17 protein-coding genes are annotated in these 19,580 nt (G+C 68.7%); 6 read left to right on the top strand and 11 right to left on the bottom strand.

Annotation, left to right across the window (positions count from 1 at the left end):
- Window positions 1-85: 85 nt before the first annotated feature.
- From ACTJJX_RS19515 to ACTJJX_RS19565, 11 genes are all read right to left on the bottom strand, one after another.
- Complete coding sequence (locus ACTJJX_RS19515; protein ID WP_003111445.1) at window positions 86-1,216, bottom strand: sigma-54 interaction domain-containing protein; 1,131 nt, start codon at window positions 1,214-1,216, stop codon at window positions 86-88.
- Window positions 1,213-2,397, bottom strand: coding sequence for an acyl-CoA dehydrogenase family protein (locus tag ACTJJX_RS19520; protein WP_003104714.1), 1,185 nt, complete (start codon window positions 2,395-2,397; stop codon window positions 1,213-1,215). Before ACTJJX_RS19520 ends, ACTJJX_RS19515 begins: the two co-directional genes overlap by 4 nt.
- Window positions 2,398-2,426: 29 nt before the next feature.
- Window positions 2,427-3,572, bottom strand: a complete 1,146-nt coding sequence (ssuD, locus tag ACTJJX_RS19525) for an FMNH2-dependent alkanesulfonate monooxygenase (RefSeq protein WP_016852878.1) — start codon at window positions 3,570-3,572, stop codon at window positions 2,427-2,429.
- A 9-nt stretch (window positions 3,573-3,581) separates the two neighbouring features.
- Complete coding sequence (gene msuE, locus ACTJJX_RS19530) at window positions 3,582-4,142, bottom strand: FMN reductase (protein ID WP_003089470.1); 561 nt, start codon at window positions 4,140-4,142, stop codon at window positions 3,582-3,584.
- A gap of 159 nt (window positions 4,143-4,301) precedes the next feature.
- Window positions 4,302-4,568, bottom strand: coding sequence for a hypothetical protein (locus tag ACTJJX_RS19535; RefSeq protein WP_003104712.1), 267 nt, complete (start codon window positions 4,566-4,568; stop codon window positions 4,302-4,304).
- Window positions 4,569-4,803: 235 nt separating this feature from the next.
- Window positions 4,804-5,889 (bottom strand): sigma-54 interaction domain-containing protein, encoded by a 1,086-nt coding sequence (locus ACTJJX_RS19540; protein ID WP_003115339.1) that lies wholly within the window; start codon window positions 5,887-5,889, stop codon window positions 4,804-4,806.
- 109 nt (window positions 5,890-5,998) lie between these two features.
- Complete coding sequence (tssA, locus tag ACTJJX_RS19545) at window positions 5,999-7,099, bottom strand: type VI secretion system protein TssA (RefSeq protein WP_003117861.1); 1,101 nt, start codon at window positions 7,097-7,099, stop codon at window positions 5,999-6,001.
- A complete protein-coding gene (locus ACTJJX_RS19550) occupies window positions 7,096-10,911 on the bottom strand; it encodes a type VI secretion system protein (protein WP_009876461.1) in 3,816 nt (1,271 codons plus the stop codon). The genes tssA and ACTJJX_RS19550 overlap by 4 nt, the downstream gene beginning before the upstream one ends.
- Entirely contained in the window at window positions 10,908-11,666 is a 759-nt protein-coding gene (locus ACTJJX_RS19555; protein ID WP_003104706.1) for a DotU family type IV/VI secretion system protein, read from the bottom strand. The genes ACTJJX_RS19550 and ACTJJX_RS19555 overlap by 4 nt, the downstream gene beginning before the upstream one ends.
- A 17-nt stretch (window positions 11,667-11,683) precedes the next feature.
- Window positions 11,684-13,015 carry a type VI secretion system baseplate subunit TssK gene (gene tssK / locus ACTJJX_RS19560; protein ID WP_023082413.1) on the bottom strand — a complete coding sequence of 444 codons (1,332 nt, stop codon included), beginning with the start codon at window positions 13,013-13,015 and terminating at the stop codon, window positions 11,684-11,686.
- A 59-nt stretch (window positions 13,016-13,074) separates the two neighbouring features.
- Window positions 13,075-13,551 (bottom strand): hypothetical protein, encoded by a 477-nt coding sequence (locus ACTJJX_RS19565; RefSeq protein WP_016852876.1) that lies wholly within the window; start codon window positions 13,549-13,551, stop codon window positions 13,075-13,077.
- A gap of 208 nt (window positions 13,552-13,759) precedes the next feature.
- Between ACTJJX_RS19565 and tssB the strand changes: the two genes are divergently transcribed.
- From tssB to tssG, 6 genes are all read left to right on the top strand, one after another.
- Window positions 13,760-14,305 carry a type VI secretion system contractile sheath small subunit gene (gene tssB, locus ACTJJX_RS19570; protein WP_016852875.1) on the top strand — a complete coding sequence of 182 codons (546 nt, stop codon included), beginning with the start codon at window positions 13,760-13,762 and terminating at the stop codon, window positions 14,303-14,305.
- 22 nt (window positions 14,306-14,327) lie between these two features.
- The gene (gene tssC, locus ACTJJX_RS19575; RefSeq protein WP_003089494.1) at window positions 14,328-15,812 is read left to right on the top strand and encodes a type VI secretion system contractile sheath large subunit; all 1,485 of its coding nucleotides are present in this window, start codon (window positions 14,328-14,330) and stop codon (window positions 15,810-15,812) included.
- A 74-nt stretch (window positions 15,813-15,886) separates the two neighbouring features.
- Window positions 15,887-16,384 carry an Hcp family type VI secretion system effector gene (locus tag ACTJJX_RS19580; RefSeq protein ID WP_003089495.1) on the top strand — a complete coding sequence of 166 codons (498 nt, stop codon included), beginning with the start codon at window positions 15,887-15,889 and terminating at the stop codon, window positions 16,382-16,384.
- Window positions 16,385-16,396: 12 nt separating this feature from the next.
- Entirely contained in the window at window positions 16,397-16,822 is a 426-nt protein-coding gene (tssE, locus tag ACTJJX_RS19585) for a type VI secretion system baseplate subunit TssE (protein ID WP_003450950.1), read from the top strand.
- Window positions 16,806-18,599, top strand: coding sequence for a type VI secretion system baseplate subunit TssF (tssF, locus tag ACTJJX_RS19590; protein WP_003104926.1), 1,794 nt, complete (start codon window positions 16,806-16,808; stop codon window positions 18,597-18,599). The genes tssE and tssF overlap by 17 nt, the downstream gene beginning before the upstream one ends.
- Complete coding sequence (gene tssG / locus ACTJJX_RS19595) at window positions 18,563-19,579, top strand: type VI secretion system baseplate subunit TssG (protein WP_016852874.1); 1,017 nt, start codon at window positions 18,563-18,565, stop codon at window positions 19,577-19,579. The genes tssF and tssG overlap by 37 nt, the downstream gene beginning before the upstream one ends.
- The last annotated feature ends 1 nt before the right edge of the window (window position 19,580 follow it).

The following is a 19,580-nucleotide window of genomic DNA, read 5'->3' on the forward strand; positions in this document are numbered from 1 at the left end:
TTGGGCGAATGCCGCAGCGCCGGCACGGCGGATAGTCGCGGGAGGTTGGCCGAATAACCGCTTGCGCTTATCCGAGCGCCTGAAGTCAGATCGACAACCGCACCGCCCGCTCGCCATCGATCCGCTGGCCACCGCGCTTGTTCACCACCAGCTCGCCGATGGCGATCAGCCGCGTGCGCGTGACGTTGCGGCTGAGTCCCAGCAGGTTGGCGGTATGCACCTGGTTGCCGTGGCAGAAACGGTACGCCGCGCGCAGCAGGGCATCTTCGACCCGCCCATGGAGGTTCTCGCCCTGCTCTTCGAACAGACGCTGGAAAGCCTGCTGCAACAAGTGCTCGGCGGCGCCGCTCGCCGGGCCCCCGCGCGCTAGCTCCTCGCCACGCTCCAGGCGCAGGTTGGACAGGTGCAGGTCATCCGCGCGGATCAGCCCGTCGCGGCAGATCAGCAAGGTATGGTGGATGACGTTCTCCAGCTCGCGGATGTTCCCCGGCCAGGAATAGGCACGCAACTTCTGCGCCGCCTCCGGGCTCAACTGGCTCTGGCCGTAGCCCAGGCGACGGCTGTACTCGGCGATGAAGTGGCGGGTCAGCGGCAGGATGTCGCCGGGTCGCTCGCGCAACGGCGACAGCTCCAGGCTGACGACATTGAGCCGGTAGTACAGGTCCTCGCGGAAGTGCCCGGCATTGATCGCCCGCTCCAGTTGCACGTTGGTCGCCGCCAGCACGCGCACGTCGATGGGGATGCTCTTGCGCGAACCCAGGCGCACCACCTCGCGCTCCTGCAACACACGCAGCAGCTTGACCTGGATCGGCATCGGCAGGTCGCCGATCTCGTCGAGGAACAGGGTGCCGCCGTTGGCTTCCTCGAACCAGCCGGCCTTGGCCGCCAGGGCGCCGGTGAAGGCGCCCTTCTCGTGGCCGAACAGCTCGGCTTCCACCAGTGACTCGGAGAAGGCCCCGCAGTTGACCGCCACGAACGGGCCGTTGCGCCGCGCGCTGAGGTTGTGGATATGCCGCGCCACCAGTTCCTTGCCGGTGCCGGTCTCGCCGATCACCAGCACGCTGGCCTCGCTCGGCGCCACCTGGCGCAGGTGTTCGAGCAGGGCCTGGGACTTCGGATCCTCGAAGACCTGGGCGGTGGCGCGGATCGAGGTCGCCAGGTTCGGCGAACGTGGCAGCGTCAGCAGCCGGTCGGGAGTACGGGTAGAAGCGTTCATGAGTAGAAGGTCGGTTGCGGCGGTGACTGGTTCAGCGCCCAGTCGCCCAGCTCGCGGATCTTGTAGTCCAGCGGGTCGTGCAGGGTCTGGGTGCGCAGGTTGCGCCAGTAGCGGTCCAGGCGCAGGGCGGCGTGAGTGGAGCGGGCGCCGGTGACTTCGAACATGCGGTTGCACAGGTCGAGGCCGTTGCGCGTCGCGGCGACCTTGGCGGCGGCGATGGCCAGGGCCAACTGGCCGCGCTCGCTGGCGTCCAGCGCCGGGCCCTTGGACCAGGCGGCGTCGAGGCGCTGCGCGGCGCGCTCGACCAGCGCCCGGGTGCTTTCCAGGCCGACCCAGAATTCGCCGTAGCGCGCCAGCACATAGGGGTCGGCATTGGCCTCGGCGACCTCGGAGCGGAACCACGGTCGCGCTTCGCGCAGGGTGTACTGGCGAGCCTCCTCGAAGGCGCCTTCGGCGATGCCGAGGAACACCTCGGTGAAGATCAACTGGGCGATCAGCGGCCGCAGGCAGGCGAACGGCGTGCTCAGCGGCCCGGGATCGAGCAGCAACTCGCTCTCCTCCACCCGCACCCGCTCGAAGATCGCGCTGCCGCTGTCGGTCTGCCGCTGGCCCATGTTGTCCCAATCCTGGCCCAGGCTGATACCGCTGCGCGCGGTGGGGATGGCGGCAATCAGCAGCGCCCCGCCCTCGCCGTCCAGTGCCGAGGCGATGAGCATCTCCGAATCGCGGGCGCCGGAGCAGAAGCTCTTCTTCCCGGAGAACTCGCGCCAGCCGTCGAAGCGCCGGGCCACGGTACGGTTGTCCAGCGGGTTCAGCGCGTTGCCCCAGAACCAGCGGTTGCGCGCGGTCAGCTCGAACCACGGCTGCCATTGCTCGGGCCGCGAGAACAGGCGCACGGTGGCCAGCATCAGGTGCTGGAAGCCATAGACGTGGGCGATCGAGCTGTCGACCCGGGCCAGTTCGCGCACGGTTTGCAGGGTTTCGCTCCAGCTCGCCCCCAGGCCGCCGTATTCGCGCGGGATGATCAGCGACAACAGGCCGCTGCGGCGCAACGCGTCGCGCTCGGCCTTCGGGGTACCGCCGGCGACGTCGCGCTCGGCGGCGTTCTCGGCGAAATCGGCGGCCAGGCGCCGGGCGATCTGCAACGGCGTTTGCGCCTCGGGGCGGGTCTTCGCATTCACAGGGGGTTTCTCCTCGGGGGCCCGGCTGCTCAAGCGCCGGCGCGAGCCGGCAGCACGTCGTTGGCGATCATTTCGCCGAACGGCCCGGTCAGGTTGGTCAGCCCACGGCCGGCCAGGCTGGCGTAGGGTTCGGGCAGCAGCGGGAAGACCAGTTCGGCGAAGCGGTAGGCCTCTTCCAGGTGCGGATAGCCGGAGAAGATGAAGCTGTCGATGCCGAGCTCGGCGTATTCCCCGATGCGCTCCGCCACCTGCCGCGGATCGCCGACCAGCGCGGTGCCGGCGCCGCCGCGCACCAGGCCGACCCCGGCCCAGAGGTTCGGCTGGATCTCCAGGCGATCGCGGCGGCCGCCGTGCAGCGCGGCCATGCGTCGCTGGCCTTCGGAGTCGAAACGGGCGAAGGACTGCTGCGCGGCGGCGATGGTCTCGTCGGAGATGTGTTCGATCAGCCTGTCCGCGGCGCGCCAGGCTTCTTCGGCGGTTTCGCGGACGATCACATGCAGGCGGATGCCGAACTTCACCGTACGCCCATGGCGAGCCGCTCGCTGGCGCACGTCGGCGATTTTCGCCGCCACCGCCGGCAACGGCTCGCCCCAGGTCAGGTAGACGTCCACCTGTTCGCCGGCCAGTTCGTGGGCGGCCTCCGAGGAACCGCCGAAGTACAGCGGCGGATACGGCCGTTGCAGCGGCGGATAGAGCGCCTTGGCGTTCTCCACGTGGATGTGCTTGCCGTGGAAGTCCACCGCCTCGCCCTGCAGGACGCGCCGCCAGACCCGAAGGAACTCGTCGGTGAGCTCGTAGCGCTCGGCGTGGCCGAGATGGATGCCGTCGCCGCGGTTCTCGTCGGGATCGCCGCCGGTGACCACGTTGATCAGCAGGCGCCCGCCGGACAGGCGGTCGAGGGTCGCCGCCATCCGCGCCGAGACGGTCGGCGAAACGATTCCCGGACGGATCGCCACCAGGAAGCGCAGGCGCTCGGTCAGCGGCGCCAGCGCCGAGGCCACCACCCAGGAGTCCTCGCAGGAGCGTCCGGTGGGGATCAGCACGCCGTGATAGCCAAGGCTGTCGGCCGCCTGTGCCACCTGTTTCAGGTAAGGCAGCGAGACCGGCCGCGCGCCCTGGCTGGTGCCGAGGAAGTGGCCATCGCCGTGGGTCGGGAGGAACCAGAACACGTTCATCGGCGCACCTCAGGCGATCTTCAACAGTTCGGAGCGTCCGCCGAACAGCGGCGCGGCGCGCTCGGCGGCGAGGCGGATGCGCGCCTTCAGCGGCTCGCTGACGATCCGGTAGTTGTCGAAGTCGGCCTCGCTGGCGTAGACCCCGATGGGCAGGGTGATCGCCTGGAAGAAGCTGAACAGCGGGCGCAACTGGTGGTCGAGGACCAGCGCGTGGCGCTCGGTGCCGCCAGTGGCGGCGAGCAGCACCGGGGTGTCGATCAAGGCGTTGAGGTCGATCAGGTCGAACAGGTGCTTGAGCAGGCCCGGATAGGAGCCACGGTAGACCGGCGAGGCGACCAGCAGCAGGTCGGCGCTTTCGATCTCGTCGAGCACCGCCTGCAGTTCCGCCGGCGCCTGGTTGCGCGCCAGGGTAGCGCCCAGCGGCGCGGCGATGTCGGTCAGCTCGATGACCCGGCTGTCGATCGGCAACGACTGGCCAAGCTCGGCGATCAGGGCCTGGGTGAGTACCAGGGTGCGGGACGGGCGATAGGTGCCGCCGGAGACGGCGACGACTTTGAAGGGGCTGGTCATGGGATTTCCCTGTGGACTGTTGCGCTAGGTGCAGTGCCCTGGAGCAAGGGCCGTACCAACGGGGAAATGTGCATTTTCCGGGCAGTTGCGGCGGGTTTCCGGCCTCGGCCTGTCAGCCACGCAACAGCGCTGCTGTCCGACTGTTGCCCGGGCAACAGTTCAGTTCAGCTTGTAGGCCTGGAGCAGGAATATCTGGAATGCCCGCGCCGAATGCTGGTCGCCCGGCGGCAGAACGAACGGCGGCAGGCGCCCCTTGCGGCGCTTGACGTCGGCCCAGCGCTGGCCATTGCGCGAATGGAACTGGCAGAACGGCTGGTCGCCCAGGTAGAACACCCCCGGCCGCGGCTCGCGGATGCGCGGCCAGCGGCGCAGGCAATCCAGCAGCGGGCCTAGGTCGGCGAGTTGTTCCGGCGAACAGTACGGCATGCAGCGATCCTCTTCGCCGGGTCGGGAAACCAAGGTTGCTGTGACTGGAGGACCAGGCGGACTCGGCGCCGCCGGGAAAGCGGCTACCGGGAGCGAGCGACACAGGCGAGCGGAGCGAGGCATGGCGACGTCCCTGGTCCGGCCAACGAGATTCACCGCTCCGTTGTAGAACAGCCGCCGTCCGGGTTCTTGCCGGTTTTGTGGGGGAATTGTGAAAGACTGTAAAGCGCCACGCTCACTTGCCCACCAGCGAGACCACGTTGTGTCGTGGCGAGGTTTCCAGCTCGCCGATCTTCTCCAGGCGGGCGCGCACGATGTTGCGGCTGATCCCCAGCAGGCGTCCGGTCTGCAACTGGTTGCCGTGGCAGAAGCGATAGGCGGCACGGAACACGGTTTCCTCGATGTGCTCGTAGAGATCCTCGCGGTTTTCCTCGAACAGCGCCTGCAGCGCCGCCTCCAACGCCGAGCCGGCGGCGCTTTCGGGAGCGCGGCGCAAGCCGTTCGGCTCCTGGCGCGCACGCATGTCGATGAGGTGCAGGTCGGCCGGCTGGATCAGACGGTTGCGGCAGACCAGCAGCGCGTGGTGGATGGCGTTCTCCAGCTCGCGGATATTGCCCGCCCAGGAATGCCCGAGCAGCTTGCGCTCGGCTTCCGGGCTCAGGCTCGCGCTGGTGTAGCCGAGGCGCCGGCAGTGCTCGACGATGAAGTACTCGGCCAGCGGCAGGATATCGCCGCGGCGCTCGCGCAACGGCGGCAGTTGGATGGTCGCCACGTGCAGGCGGTAGAACAGGTCCTCGCGGAAGTGTCCGGCGACCACCGCGTCGGCCAGGTCGACGTTGGTCGCCGCCACCAGCCGCACGTCGATGGGGATCGGCCGGCGCGAACCGAGCCGCACCACCTCGCGTTCCTGCAGCACGCGCAGCAGCTTGACCTGGATGCTCGGCGGCAGGTCGCCGATCTCGTCGAGGAACAGGGTGCCGCCGTTGGCTGCCTCGAACCAGCCGGCCTTGCTCTGCAACGCACCGGTAAAGGCGCCCTTCTCGTGACCGAACAGCTCGCTCTCCACCAGGCTCTCGGCGAAAGCACCGCAGTTGACCGCGACGAACGGGCCGCCGTTGCGTCCGCTGAGGGCGTGGATATGGCGCGCCACCAGCTCCTTGCCGGTGCCGGTCTCGCCGATGACCAGCGCGTTGGCCTCGCTGGGCGCCAGGCGCTCGATGCGCTCCAGCAGCTCGCGGGAACGGGGGTCGTTGAACACCAGCACGGTGGCGCGCACCGATTTGGTCAGCTCGCGGGCGTGGGGATGGGTGATGACGGACATGCTGGGTTCCGAGCCGGGGAATGTGCGCCCATCTTGCCCCAGGAACCCATAGATTAAAAAATTCTGAATTCGTATTTATATATTCGAATAAAAAATATAACCCCGCTCATTAGGGCAGTACGCCAAGCAGCGACCAGACTCGGCGCGCCTCCGAGTCCGCATTGATCAGCTCCGCCAGCAACTCGCTCAGCGGCTTGTTGCCCCACTCCACCGCGCGCTTGATCAGGTAGGGAACCGGGCTGTGCGGCTCGGTGCGCGCCAGGTAGTCAGCGATCAGCAGCAATTGCCGGTAGGCGTCCTCGCGACTGGTCGGCGCGCCAGCCGGCCCGCTCGGCGCGCTCGCCGGGACGCTTTCCTCGCCGTCCGCGTCGCCTTCGCTGGCATCCGCCTCCGCGACCGGGGGCTGTTCTTCGGACAGCGGCGCTTGCGGGTGCATGGCGATGAACTCCTTGAGCAAGGCCAGCCATTGCGCGATGACCTCGCGCAATGGCTGGCAACTGGGGGCGAGTTCGCCCAGGCAGCGGTCGCACCACTGTTCCAGGCGCTGTAGTTGCTGCTGGCAGGCGAGCAGGCTGGCCTGCTTGCGCTGCCATTGCACCAGGGGCTCCGCGCGCAACGCTTCGTCTAGCTTCTTCTGCTGAAGTTGCGCCGCTTCCAGCGCCGCCTTGGCGCTCTTGCTGTCGCCGCTGGCGACCTGCTGGCGCTGCAACCTCTGCCAGGCATAGAGGGTGATCTCGGCGAACGCGCCCTGCCCCATCAGCGGCAGGCGCGTGTGCAGCAGCTCGGCATAGCGGCGCAACAGCCAGTCGATGGGCGGCACCCGCCACGACTGGTCGCCGTCCTGGGCTTGCGGATGCACCTCCTCGGGGTAGCGCTCGCAGAGTTCCGCCAGCAGCACCAGCGCGCGCTGCAATCCGCCCAGCCCGCCGCGTTGCAGCCAGGCCTCGCCGAGCCAGGCGGCGAGCATCAGGTCCTTGCTGCGCCGCTGCAACAGTTCGCTGGCCAACTGCTCCACCGCGGCCCAGTCGGCGCGCTTGGCCTCCGCTTGCCAGACGCCGGTCGGCAGGCTGCTGTCGTCCTCCCGGCGCAACTCGCGCAGGCGGTCGTAGTCCGGGTCGTAGCGCAGGCTGGGGCCGCACGGCTGTCCGGGGTCGATCGGTTCGAGCAGCACTTCCAGGGACAGGGCGTTGCCGGAAAGAGGCAGGGTCATGGGGTACCTCCGGTGCTGGCGACGGTGGCCGGCAACAGCGTCGCGAACGGCGATTGCGGCGCGCGCACCGGCAGCGGCTGGATGGACAGCGGGGTCTTGCCGCCCAGGCTCATCAACGACAGGCGGAGGAACATCCGCGCCTCGTTTTCCGGGCTGTAAGGCGCATACACCGGCAGTTGCAGGACCAGCGGAAACTCCGTGTAGTCGACGTTCGGCGGGCGCTGCCGGGAGAAGTGCGCGCGCATCATGCGCAACAGCGCCCAGGAGCCCTGGTAGCTCCAGCCGGCCTCGAGGTCGGCCACCGCCAGGCTGGCCTGGCGCGGGTCGTCTGCCGGACGCTGCGAGCCGTTCTTCGCCCAGCGCAGCATGATTTTCAGCGGATCGCCGACATTCCAGGTCAGGCCCTTGTCCTGCGCGCCGGGGAAACGGCTTTCCTGGTCGCCCGAGTACAGGCTCCAGGCGATCACCTGGTCGGCGCCGCGTTCCAGGCTGCGGTCGCTGCGCCAGTCGATGTCCAGGGCGACGCCGAGCAGGCCCGACTTGTCGCGCTCGAACAGCGGGCCGAGCCAGCGCTGCGCCTGCTCCAGGCGGCGGACGAAGTCCTCGGCGGCCGGCAGGTCCGGCGAGCGAACCTGGGCCAGCCCTTCGCGCACCTGCGGCAAGCGCGTCTCCATCAGTTTCAGCAGGTGCCGCACCCGCCCCGGCTCGGCATCGGCCGCTTCCAGGCTGTAGGCGAACGGGAAGCGTCCGGCGAGGTACTGGTTGAAGTAGTCGGCGAGGTCCTTCCAGGCCTGCGCCGCCTGCTGCTGTTGCAACGACTGGCAGCGCCCGAGCGCGCCCTGGCGCAGGTCCACCAGGCGCGTCGCCAGGTCGCTGCGGCTGGACGGCAGGAGCACGCCGTTGAGAATGTCGGCGCAACTGCCGATGTCCATCTGGTTGAAATCGTTACCCACCAGCTTCGCCAACTGCGCCGCGGTGCTCGCCGGGTTGTCGGCCTTGAATTTCTGCAGTTCGGCGTTGAGCGCGCTGAAGCGCACGAACGCGTTGTAGTCGGCGGTGGCCAGGCTGGATTGCTGCGCCTGCAACCACTCCAGCGCCGGGGCGTGGCGTTCGGCGACGGCCGCCATGGCATTGAACTGGCTGTTCAGGCTTTGCTTCAGCTCGGCACTGTCCTGGGCGCGGAACATCTGCAGGCCGAAATTCGGCGCGCCCGACCAGCGGCTGAAATCGACCGGCTCGCGCAGCACCGCCTGCTCGTCGATGTCGCGCAGGGCCTGGCCGATATCGGCCACGGCCAGCGCGTTGAGGCTGAGCAGCAGGCGCGCGCCGGCCTGCAGGTCCTGCAACTCCAGCAGCGCCGCCTGCAACACCTGGACCTGCTTGACCTGCACGTCGAAACGCGAGGCATTGCGACTGGCCAGGCTACGACTGCGCGGCCCGAGGCTTTGCCACATGGCCTCGGTCGCCGCGCTGGCGGCGGCGTGCAGGACCGAATAGCGATAGCGCGGGTTGAGCGATGGCAGGGTGCTCTCGTAGTAGCCGGTGAAGTCGTTGAAGAAGCTCAACGCCTGAGTCACGCCGATATCGTCGATGCTCAGCAAGGAGTGGTCCGCCAGTGTCTTGTCCGCCAGGGCCACGGAGACGAAGTCCTTGGTCTTCAGGTCATCGATGGCGCGTTTCAGACCGAGCAGGTCATCGGCCAGCTTGAGCGTCGCCCCCTGTTTCACCAGCAGGCCGTCGCCGGCAGCCTCCGGAGGCGCGATCCATTCGCTGCGAAACTGCTGCTGCAACTGCACGGTGAGGTTCTGCAGTTCCTCCACGCGGTTTCCCAGCAAGCTGCTTTGCTGGGCGCTCTTGAGCAGGTTCTGGTAGCCAGGGACGAGATCCTGGCCGACGCCATTGCCCCAGATCAGGTTGATGCGGTTGACCTGTTGCTGCAGGTGGTTGATCAATTCGCCGATCCCCAGCAACTGGGCCGCCGTGGCGTCTCGTTCCTGGCCGAGCTGCGCGAGTTCCTGGGTCAGGGCATTGCCGGTGCGTTCCAGGCTGTCGGTGAGGAAGTAGGCGTTCAGCCAGCGTGCCATCAGGTCATGGAAGTTATCCGCCGCCGTGGCGGCGACCCGGCCCAGGTCGAGGGCGGCGAGATCGGCCGGACGCTCGGCGAACAGCGTGCGGTTGTAATAGGCCAGGCGCGCCAGGCTGCCGGCGTTGTAGCTGCTGCCCAAGGCATCGTTACTCAGTTGCAGAAGGTCGTCGAGCGGCGTCCTGCGGTTGTCGATGGCCTGGGCGAACAAGCGATTGTGGCGCTCCAGCGTAGTGGCGCGGGCGACCAGGTCCTTCGCCGCCAGGTAGTCCTTCCACTGGCTGGGGTCGTCGCCCTCCTTCAGGCCGGGTTGGCCATCGCTGCGGATCGCCCGCAGGTCGCTCGCCTCGCCTTCCAGCAGGCTGCGCAGCGGTCGCACCAGCAGGCGCTCGGAAACGCGGCGATACGCGTTGTCGATACGTGCATCCAGGGAGGAAAACCAGGAACTGGGAAACGCCAGCGAAGTGAAGCGCCAGCGCGGCGCCTGTGACACCAGTTGCCACCAGGCCTGGACGTTCTGCCGGACCTGGGCGGCGCGCCGAGTGTCGTCGTCGAGCGGCTGGTAGCGCTCACTGGCGCCATGCAGCAGTTGCGACAGTTCACCGGCGTCGCGCAGCGCGTCGCGCCAGACCCAGGTCATCAGGCCGCCCCAGAGCAGGCACAGGCACAACGCGGCGAGGCCGATCCCGCGCTGCCAGCGCTGACGCAGCTGGAGGATGCGCGGCACCGCCTGGGCCAGGCCTTCCTCGGCAAGGATCCGCCGTGCCCACAGTTGGCTGGCGAAGCTGCTGCGCCGACGCGGCGCGTCGACCGCCGGCAGGACTTCGTCGGCTGCCGCGCCCGCCGCCTCGCTGCCGCTCAGGTAGAGACCGCGAAAGCGCGGCGCCTCGCCCCTGGCGTTGCCCTGGAAGACCGGTTCGAGCAGCGCCTGCAACGAACCGCGGAGACTTTCCAGGCGTGGCGGCAGGCAATACAGCTCATTGTCCACCTGGCCGCGCAAGGTACCGAGTTCGACGATCGACTCGGTCAGGGTGGCGGTGATTTCCTCCAGCGCCTGCTCGCACCAGCGCGACTGCCAGGCCGCTTCGGCGGCGAACGGCGAGGACCAGCCGAGGGCGCGCTCGCGCGCCTCCTCGGGCAGCGCCGCGAGAAGTTCCTGGAAACCCGGCAGGTCTTCCAGGCCAGTGATCACCACGTAAACCGGCAGGCTCAGGCCAAGGCGCTGGGTCAGTTCCACGTAGCGACGGCGCGCGGCGAGGCCGAGGTTGGCCGCCTGCTCGCCATCCTGCAACCGCGCCAGCGGAATGTTCCAGACCACCCCGTCCAGCGCGCGCCTGCCGCGCAGGCGCAGGAACAGACGCAACAGGCGCAGCCAGGCGCCGCTTTGCCGGCGCAGGCCCTCGTCGGGCAGGAACACCGACTCGGGCACCAGCAGGATCGCCCCCTCGCCGTCCGACCACCAGCGGCCGAACCAGGCCGGACGCGCCACCGGCAGCAGGCGCCAGGTGGCGCACAACTGCTCGCCCTCGGTCTCGTTGCCGAGCATCAGCAGCCAGGGCGCTTCGTAGCGGCCCTGCCAGCCCTGCTCGCGCTCCATCTGCCGGACCGCCGCGTAGAAGCTGCGGATCTCCGTACCGCCCCGGGTCCGCCACCACCAGCCCAGCGCCCCCAGCAGCAGCGCCAGCAGCACCAGGAGGAGAACCAGCATGAACAGCGTCGCGCCGCTCATGGCGCCTGCTCCGCATCGGCCAGGTGGGTCACCGCCGCCATTTCGTGCTGGATGTCGCGCCAGAACAGGTGTCCGATACCGCTCATCAACAGCACCAGCCCGAGCACCGCCAGGCCCAGGCGGAAGCCGTCCGGCAGCGCTGCGCGCACCGGCAGACGCCGTGGCGGCGCAGCGGCGGGCTGCTCAAGGCGACGGCCGAGGTCGGCGGCGTCCGCCTCGCGCTGCCAGGCGAAGGCGAACAACGCCTGCCGCCACTTCTCGTGCAGCGCCTCGCCGCGCGGCCCGCGCAGGCGACCGCGGAAGCCGAGGATCAGGCATTGCAGGTAGACGTTGGCCAGGTCGCGACTGGCCGGGGCGCGTTCGTCGAGCAGGCGCTTGATCGCCAGCGGCAGGTATTCGCCCGCCTGGCGACTGCCGTAGAGATGCGACTCCAGCGGTTTGTCCTGCCAGGCGCCCTGCCCCGGCCAGGCGCTGAAGACCAGGGTCTCGTCGACCAGGGCGACGAAGGCATAGACCATCGCCTTGACCTGCACGCCCGCCGCGTCGCCGACGCTGGCGAAGGCGCTGCGCCACAGACGCCGGGTGATGCGGGTGGACAGTTCGAGGGCGCGCTCGACCATCCGTGGCACATCCTGGGCGTCCCGGTCGAGGGCGCCCCAGGCCTCCAGCCATTCCTGCCAGGCCTGGCGGAATGCCGTGCTGAGCGGCTGCTCCTGGTACGCCTGGGAAAAAGGCCCTGCACTCCCTTCGGGCATTGGCGGCTCCTTCCTGTCTAGGTGTTGTCGCTGCCGTCGGCGACGAACAGCACGATCTGCCAGGGACTGCTGGCGCCCCCGCTGACCGGCGCGACGATGCGCAGCGGCTGGCCGGCATCGAACCAGTCGCCGGCACCCTGCACGACGAACAAACGGGTGTCGTCGCCAACGCTGTAGGCCACCTGTTCCTGGCGATTCATCGGCTGCCGCGCCAGTCCGCTCATGCGTTGCCGGGCGAGCAACGGCAGGTGCGGGTCGGAGGCGACGATGGCGCGCTCCAGCCAGTCAGCCGCCGCCTGTTCGCCGGCGCCGGCGGGCATCCGCAGGCCGACCACCAGGCGCTGACGCGGCGCCGGATCGGGCAGGCGCACGGAAAATACCTGTTCCTCCTGCTCGAACGGCAGGCAGCGGTAGCCCGCGCGGATCGACTCGATGGCGCGCTCCAACCAGTCCAGCAGCGGCTCGTAGCCACGCCGCAGGTCGAGGAAGTCGAGCGCTTCGAAGGCCGGCACGCCGGCCAGCGGATCGAGCGCCGCCCAGGCACCGGCCAGGCCCAGCAGGCTGCCGTGCAGGGCCAGCGGCGAGGCCGCACGGCTTGCCAGCAGGCCTTCGACCTCCGGCAGGCGGGTCCAGAGCGCGGCAAGCTGGCGACGGATTTCCACCGCGTCGTCCTGGTTGCCCGCCTGCTGCGCCAGGCGCAGGCGCCCGCCGAGGAACAGCGCCTTCTCCCGGGCCCGCGCGCAGAGCGACTGCACGCGTCTGCCCAGGGGCGACTCCGGCAGGATCAGTGGCGTCGGCGGAACGTAGGGCAGGCTGACGTAGGCGCCGCCCTCCTTCGCCACGCGCAGCAACGGCAGGCACACGGAGTCGGCCTTGCCGTCGTCGCCGACCAGCCGCAGCGACGCTCGCCAGACGGTGATCGGCTCGGGGTGCTCGCCGCTGGCCAGGTCCGGCAGCGGCGCGCCGACCCGCGATTGCAGACGGCCCTTCAGCGGCAGCAACTGACCCGCCCGCCACAGCGGACTGACCGCCAGGTGGACGTTCAGCAGCGGCCCTTCGGCGGCCGCCAGCGCTGTCTCCAGATCGAACTCCAGCGGCGCGTCGACACCAGCCTGCACGCTCACCGGCAGGCCGTCGGGCAGGATCGCTTCGAGGTGCAGGACCCGCACTTGGCCGGCGCACAACGCAGAGGGGTCCAGTTCCAGGGCGGTCACTCCCCAGAACCAAGGGTTGCAGGCCTGTCCGATGCGCGCCGCCAGCGCCTCGGCACGCAATCCCTGCAACTGGAAATGCTGGGGAAGCAGTTGCATCCCTTCGTGCCAGCACACCGCGTCAGGCAGAACACTCATACGACTCCCCTTCGACGTCCTACGTTGTCGTGCACGACGGTCGCTCGCCTGCCCCTCCGCTAACGCGTGGCGGGATCGTTGACCAGTCGCATTTCCCGGGTATCCAGACGCAGCCAGACGCGCTGCTGCTGGTCGAGGCGCAAGCGGTGCGCGCCGGGTGTGTTATAGCCGGCGAAGACCAAAAGTCCAGTTGCGCGGTCGCCGCGCAAGGGGAAGGACTCCGACTCGATGAACTGCCCCGGGACCAGCTCCAGGCTCCATACCGCGAACTGCTGCCGGTAGTCGCGGCGGTACTGCTCGCGATTGGCGAACCACTGGCTGGCCGGCAGTCCGGCCAGTTCCTTGAACAGCTCCGCATCCTTCACCGCGACGAAATCCACGGCGATCGGCGAGTCGTCGTTGGCGCGCGCGGCGACATCCAGGGTCAGCCGCTGCAACTCGACCCGCGGCGCGAAGAAATACGAGCAGCCGGCCAGCGCCAGGATCGCCAGCGCCAGGAAGAGTTTCCGACATATGGTGAAACATCCGTGCTTCATGGGAGTCCAACGAAAATTTTATTTTGCAAATCCATAGACCTGTTCTAGCGTCTTTTGTAGTTCGTCGCCAGTGACGGACCAGAGGGATCGCCAAGGACAGGTTCTGCGCCGTTTTCCCTGTCATGCCTGTGATCCAGCAAGGGACTGCGATGATCAGGGCATCCCCCCGATGCATTGCTCCCCCACCATTGCATCGGAGTCAGCCGCCATGGCCGAGAGTACGCAGCACAAGCTGGACCGGGTGCGCCCGCCGCGCGTGCAGATCACCTACGACGTCGAGATCGGCAACGCCATCGAGAAGAAGGAGCTGCCCCTGGTGGTCGGCATCCTCGCCGACCTCTCCGGCAAGCCGGATACCCCGCCGGCGAAGCTGGTCGAACGGCGTTTCGTCGACATCAACCGCGACAACTTCAACGAGATCCTCTCCTCCATCTCTCCCCGCGCCACCCTGCAGGTCGACAACACCATCAGCGGCGACGACAGCAAGCTGAACGTCGAGCTGCGCTTCAACCACATCGAGGACTTCGACCCGGTCAACCTGGTGAAGCAGGTGGTCCCGTTGCGTCGCCTGTTCGAAGCGCGCCAGCGCCTGCGCGACCTGCTGACCAAGCTCGACGGCAACGACGACCTCGACCAGTTGCTGCAGGACGTGGTGGCCAACACCGAAGGCCTGCAGGAAATCAAAGCGGCCCGCCCGGAAGCCGAAGCGGCCCCGGCCGGCGACAGCGAACCCCCGGCCGACCAGCCGGCCTGACCCTCTTCCCGGAGAAGCCGCCATGCCCAAGTCATCCGCCGCCGAACAATCCGGCGAGAGTTCGACCCAGACCCTGTCCCTGCTCGACGAGATCATCGCCAAGGGCCGCATGGCCCACGACGACAGCCAGCAGGACTATGCCCGCGACATGCTCGCGGAATTCGCCACCCAGGTCCTCGACGAGGGCATGGCCGTCGACAAGGACACCGTGGCGATGATCAACGACCGCATCAGCCAGATCGATGCGCTGATCAGCGACCAGCTCAACCAGATCATCCACCACCCCGAGTTGCAGAAGCTGGAAGCCTCCTGGCGTGGCCTGCACCAACTGGTGAGCAACACCGAGACCAGCGCGCGGCTCAAGCTGCGCCTGCTGAACGTCGGCAAGAACGAACTGCAGAACGACCTGGAGAAGGCGGTCGAATTCGACCAGAGCGCACTGTTCAAGAAGATCTACGAAGAGGAATACGGCACCTTCGGCGGACACCCCTTCAGCCTGCTGATCGGCGACTTCACCTTCGGTCGCCATCCGCAGGACATCGGCCTGCTGGAGAAGCTGTCGAACGTCGCCGCGGCTGCCCACGCGCCGTTCATCGCCGCCGCCAGCCCACGCCTGTTCGACATGAACAGCTTCACCGAACTGGCCGTGCCACGCGACCTGACCAAGATCTTCGAGAGCCTGGAGCTGATCAAGTGGCGCGCCTTCCGCGAGAGCGAGGACTCGCGCTACGTGTCGCTGGTGCTGCCGAACTTCCTCTTGCGCCTGCCCTACGGCCCGGAGACGCGACCGGTGGAAGGCATGAACTATGTCGAGGACGTCAACGGCACCGACCACTCCAAGTACCTCTGGGGCAACGCCGCCTGGGTCCTGGCGCAGCGCATCACCGAGGCCTTCGCCAAGTACGGCTGGTGCGCGGCGATCCGCGGCGCGGAAGGCGGCGGCGCGGTCGAGGGCCTGCCGGCGCACACGTTCCGCACCAGCTCCGGCGACCTGTCGCTGAAGTGCCCGACCGAGGTGGCGATCACCGACCGCCGCGAGAAGGAACTCAACGATCTCGGCTTCATTTCCCTGTGCCACAAGAAGAACAGCGACGTGGCGGTGTTCTTCGGCGGCCAGACCACCAACAAGGCCAGGCTCTACAACACCAACGAGGCCAACGCCAACGCGCGCCTGTCGGCGATGCTGCCGTACGTGCTGGCGGCATCGCGCTTCGCCCACTACCTGAAGGTGATCATGCGCGACAAGGTCGGCAGCTTCATGACCCGCGACAACGTGCAGACCTACCTGAACAACTGGATCGCCGACTACGTGCTGATCAACGACAACGCACCGCAGGAAATCAAGGCGCAGTACCCGCTGCGCGAGGCGCGGGTGGATGTCAGCGAGGTGGCCGGCAAACCGGGGGCCTACCGCGCCACGGTGTTCCTCCGGCCGCACTTCCAGCTCGAGGAACTCAGCGCGTCGATCCGCCTGGTCGCCAACCTGCCGCCGCCGGTAGCGGCGTGAGTCCGCCCCCGCCGGNCAGCGCCGGCGGGGCGCCCTTCCCGTTCCAGACAGCCCCTCTCCAGGAGTCAGATGCGATGGATGCGATCATTCTCGATTTCGGCAGCGACATCAAAGGCGACAGCCTGCTCGTCGGCTACGAAAACAAGATCGAAATCATGTCCTACAGCCACAACGTGGCGATGCAGGTCACCAACGACGTCAGCAACTCGGAGCGCACCTCCGGCAAACCCCACGTCGGCGAATTCACCCTCACCAAGTTCATCGACACCTCGACCCCGACCCTCAACGAGTATTGCTGCGCCGGCAAGCCGATCGCCGAGGCGACCATCACCATCGGCCGCAACGCCGCCGAGGGCAACGGGCAGATCATGCCCTTCATCGTCTACACCCTGAACAACGTGGTGCTCTCCAACGTCAGCGTCAGCGGCGGCGCCGGCGGCAAGCCGGTGGAGACCCTGTCGCTGAACTTCACCAAGATCAAGTGGGAGCTGACCGCGCAGAAGGACGACGGCACCAAGGAAGGCACGGCCGCCTCGACCTGGGACCTGGCCGCCAACCAGCTGGTCAAGTGACCGGGCGCCGACATGTCCGGAGCCCTGCCGCCGCTGTTCGAGCGCCTCAGCGCCGAGGCCGACGAACGTCCCGCGTTCGACGACCGGGCGCTGGCCGAGTCGGTCCGCGGCGAGCTGCTGCGCCTGCTCAACACACGGCGCCCGGCGAATGCGCGCAGCGGCATCCTCGCCTACGGGCTCGCCGACTGGACCGCCGTGCAACGCCTGCGCGCCGAGGACCGGCGCCAGCTGGCGCGCGAGGTGCGGGCGGCGGTCGAGCATTTCGAGCCGCGCCTGCAACTGGCCGAGGTCGAGGTCGAACCTGACCCGGGCAATCCGCAGCGCCTGCGTATCCAGCTCGGCGGCCGCCTGCGCAGCGGGTCGCGCCTGACGCCTGCGCTATTCGTCATCGAACAGGGCAGCGATGGCCTTGAGGTGCGCCATGAGCGATTCGATTGATGCCGACCTGCTCGACTACTACCAGCGCGAGCTGACCTGGCTACGGCACGCCGGCGGCGCCTTCGCCGAGCGCTATCCGAAGGTCGCCCGGCGCCTGCAACTGGCTCCCGGCGAATGCCCCGACCCGCACGTCGAGCGTCTGCTGGAAGGTTTCTCGCTGCTCACCGCGCGCCTGCAACGGCGCCTCGACGACGACTACGCAGAGTTCAGCGACGCCCTCCTCGAACAGCTCTACCCCCTGGCGCTGCGCCCGCTGCCGTCCTGCGCGATCGTCCAGTTCGAGCCGGACCCGACCCAGGGCAACCTCGCCGAGGGCTACCGGCTGCCGCGCGACACCGCGCTGTTCGTCACCACCCGTGGCGGCGACAGCGTGCATTTCCGCAGCAGCGCCGAGGCGACCCTGTGGCCGCTGGCGATCGACGAGGCGAACCTGCTCGGCGGCGAGGAGGCGCAAGCCCTGACCGGAGTCGGCGCCGCCCGCTCGGCGTTGCGCCTGAGCCTGCGCTGCCTGGGCGAGTACCGCTGGGACGAACTGTCGATCGAGCGCCTGCGCATCCACCTGGCGGCTTCGCCGATGGGCTGCGCGATCCTCTACGACCTGCTCGCCGCGCATACCGTGCAGGTCATGGCGGGGGCGCCCGGCACGCCGCCGGCGGCGCTCCGCGGACTGCCGGAGATCGTCGGCTTCGCCGCCGACGAGGCGCTGCTGCCGGAGGAAGACGGCGGACATCCGGGCCTGCGCCTGCTCGCCGAGTACTTCGCCTTCCCCGACAAGTTCCACTTCTTCGACCTGCCACTGTCCGGCGCGCTCGCCGACGGACAGACGCTCTACCTGTACCTGGTCTTCGATCGCGCACCGACGGCACGCCTGCATTTGCAGGCGGAAGACTTCCAGCTCGGCTGCGCGCCGGCGATCAACCTCTTTCCGCGGACCTCGGAGCCGCTGCGCCCGGACGGCACCCGCAGCGAGTACCGCCTGGTCGCCGACAGTCACCGCGAGAACAGCGTGGAAATCCATAGCATCCGCGCCGTGCGCTCGGTGGCCGGGAGCACCGTGCAGCCAGTCCCGGCCTACTATGGCTGCCGCCACGACAGCCACCTCGGCACGCTCTACTGGCACGCCCGGCGCATCGCCGGGCTGACCCCGAACCGGCTGGGCAGCGACCTGCTGCTGAGCCTGGTGGATACCGGCTTCGACCCGTTACGCGAAGCCCCGGCCTTCAGCCTGACCGCCGAGCTGCTATGCACCAATCGCTATCTGGCCGAGCGCCTGGGTGCCGGCACCGCGCTGGGCTTCGAACGGCCCGGGCCGGTCGCCGCCGCACGCCTGCGCAACGCGCCCAGCGCGCAGAGCCAGCCGCGCCTGGACGGCCAGTCGCGCTGGAGACTGGTCTCGCAGCTGACCCTCAACCACCTGTCGCTGGTGGAAGGCCCGCGCGCCCTCGAAGCCCTGCGGGAAATCCTCGCCCTGCACAACCTGCGCGACGATGCCAGCGCCCGCCGGCAGATAGAAGGGCTGAGGCAACTCGACTGCCAGCGGGTGGTGGCGCACGTCGGCGAGGATGCCTGGCGCGGCTGGCGCAATGGCCTGGAAATCCGCCTGCGACTCGATCCGCAACACTTCGTCGGCGCCAGCGGCGTGCTGTTCTCCGCCGTGCTGGCGCAGTTCTTCTCGCTGTATGCCACCGCCAACCGCTTCGTGCGCACGGTCCTGGTGGAAGCCGACAAGGAGGTGAAGACATGGCAACCCCAGGCCGGCTCGCCGCTCTCCCTCTGAGTCAGCGGCTGCGCCGCACGCCGCAGCGCTTCGAACTGTTGCAGGCGCTGCTGCTGCTCGAACGCGAGCGTCCCCAGGCGTTGCCGCTGGGCACCGGCAACGCGCCGCGGGCGGAGGCCCTGCGCCTGCGCGGGCCGCTGTTGCCGCTGTTCGCCTCGAGCGAGGTGGAAAGCCTGCTCGACGACCCGCAGCAACCGGTGCTGTCCACCCCGGTGTTCGGCCTCGGCGGACCCGACGGCCCGTTGCCCTATGCCTACCAGGAATGGCTGCAACAACGCGCCCGGCAGAAGGACCATGCCCCCGCCGAGTTCCTCGACCTGTTCCAGCACCGCCTGCTCAGCCTGCTCTACCGGGTGCTGCGCAAGCATCGCGTGGCGCTCGGTTTCGCGGTGCCGGCGGCGACCCCGGTGCAGGCGCAGCTACGCGCCCTCAGCGGCCTGTTGCCGAAAGCCCTGCAAGAGCGCCTGGCGCTGCCGGACAGCGCGGTACTGGCACGCACCGCGCTGTTCGCCGGCGGGCGTCGCTCCCTGGCCGGCTTCGCCGGCCTGGTGCGCCAGCATTTCGGCGTGGAGGCACGGCTGGACGCCTACCAGGGCGCCTGGAAGGAAATCCCCGCGGCCAGCCGCAGCCGGCTGCAACGCGGCGGACGCAACCTGCGCCTGGGTCGCGACGCCATAGCCGGCACGCGCACCTGGGACGAGCACGCCGGCATCGCCCTCAGTCTCGGTCCGCTGGATGCCCGCGAAGCCGCCCGCTTCTTCCCCGACGGCGACGCCCATGGCCAGTTGGCCAGCCTCGCCGCGCTGTACTTCGGCCCCGACCTGGATTGTCGCCTGAGCCTGCTGGTGAGCGGCGGCGCGCCGCTGCGCCTGGAGCGCGGTGCGCCGCCCAGGCTGAGCTGGAACACCGGCCTGTGGCGCGTCGCAGACGGCCAGCGGCAGCGCATCGATCTCGACCTGCGGCAGCCGGAGGTAGCCTGAA

Origin of the sequence: Pseudomonas sp. 22490 (genome assembly GCF_052044465.1) — a bacterium.
Lineage (GTDB): Bacteria > Pseudomonadota > Gammaproteobacteria > Pseudomonadales > Pseudomonadaceae > Pseudomonas > Pseudomonas aeruginosa.

Coding starts and splice junctions, on each gene's coding strand:
- tssG (WP_016852874.1), top strand. CDS start 18,563: ATGGCAACCCCAGGCCGGCTCGCCGCTCTCCCTCTGAGTCAGCGGCTG.
- ACTJJX_RS19565 (WP_016852876.1), bottom strand. CDS start 13,551: ATGAAGCACGGATGTTTCACCATATGTCGGAAACTCTTCCTGGCGCTG.
- ACTJJX_RS19555 (WP_003104706.1), bottom strand. CDS start 11,666: ATGCCCGAAGGGAGTGCAGGGCCTTTTTCCCAGGCGTACCAGGAGCAG.
- ACTJJX_RS19515 (WP_003111445.1), bottom strand. CDS start 1,216: ATGAACGCTTCTACCCGTACTCCCGACCGGCTGCTGACGCTGCCACGT.
- tssK (WP_023082413.1), bottom strand. CDS start 13,015: ATGAGTGTTCTGCCTGACGCGGTGTGCTGGCACGAAGGGATGCAACTG.
- tssE (WP_003450950.1), top strand. CDS start 16,397: ATGTCCGGAGCCCTGCCGCCGCTGTTCGAGCGCCTCAGCGCCGAGGCC.
- ACTJJX_RS19540 (WP_003115339.1), bottom strand. CDS start 5,889: ATGTCCGTCATCACCCATCCCCACGCCCGCGAGCTGACCAAATCGGTG.
- tssB (WP_016852875.1), top strand. CDS start 13,760: ATGGCCGAGAGTACGCAGCACAAGCTGGACCGGGTGCGCCCGCCGCGC.
- ssuD (WP_016852878.1), bottom strand. CDS start 3,572: ATGAACGTGTTCTGGTTCCTCCCGACCCACGGCGATGGCCACTTCCTC.
- tssA (WP_003117861.1), bottom strand. CDS start 7,099: ATGACCCTGCCTCTTTCCGGCAACGCCCTGTCCCTGGAAGTGCTGCTC.
- ACTJJX_RS19550 (WP_009876461.1), bottom strand. CDS start 10,911: ATGAGCGGCGCGACGCTGTTCATGCTGGTTCTCCTCCTGGTGCTGCTG.
- ACTJJX_RS19535 (WP_003104712.1), bottom strand. CDS start 4,568: ATGCCGTACTGTTCGCCGGAACAACTCGCCGACCTAGGCCCGCTGCTG.
- ACTJJX_RS19580 (WP_003089495.1), top strand. CDS start 15,887: ATGGATGCGATCATTCTCGATTTCGGCAGCGACATCAAAGGCGACAGC.
- tssC (WP_003089494.1), top strand. CDS start 14,328: ATGCCCAAGTCATCCGCCGCCGAACAATCCGGCGAGAGTTCGACCCAG.
- msuE (WP_003089470.1), bottom strand. CDS start 4,142: ATGACCAGCCCCTTCAAAGTCGTCGCCGTCTCCGGCGGCACCTATCGC.
- tssF (WP_003104926.1), top strand. CDS start 16,806: ATGAGCGATTCGATTGATGCCGACCTGCTCGACTACTACCAGCGCGAG.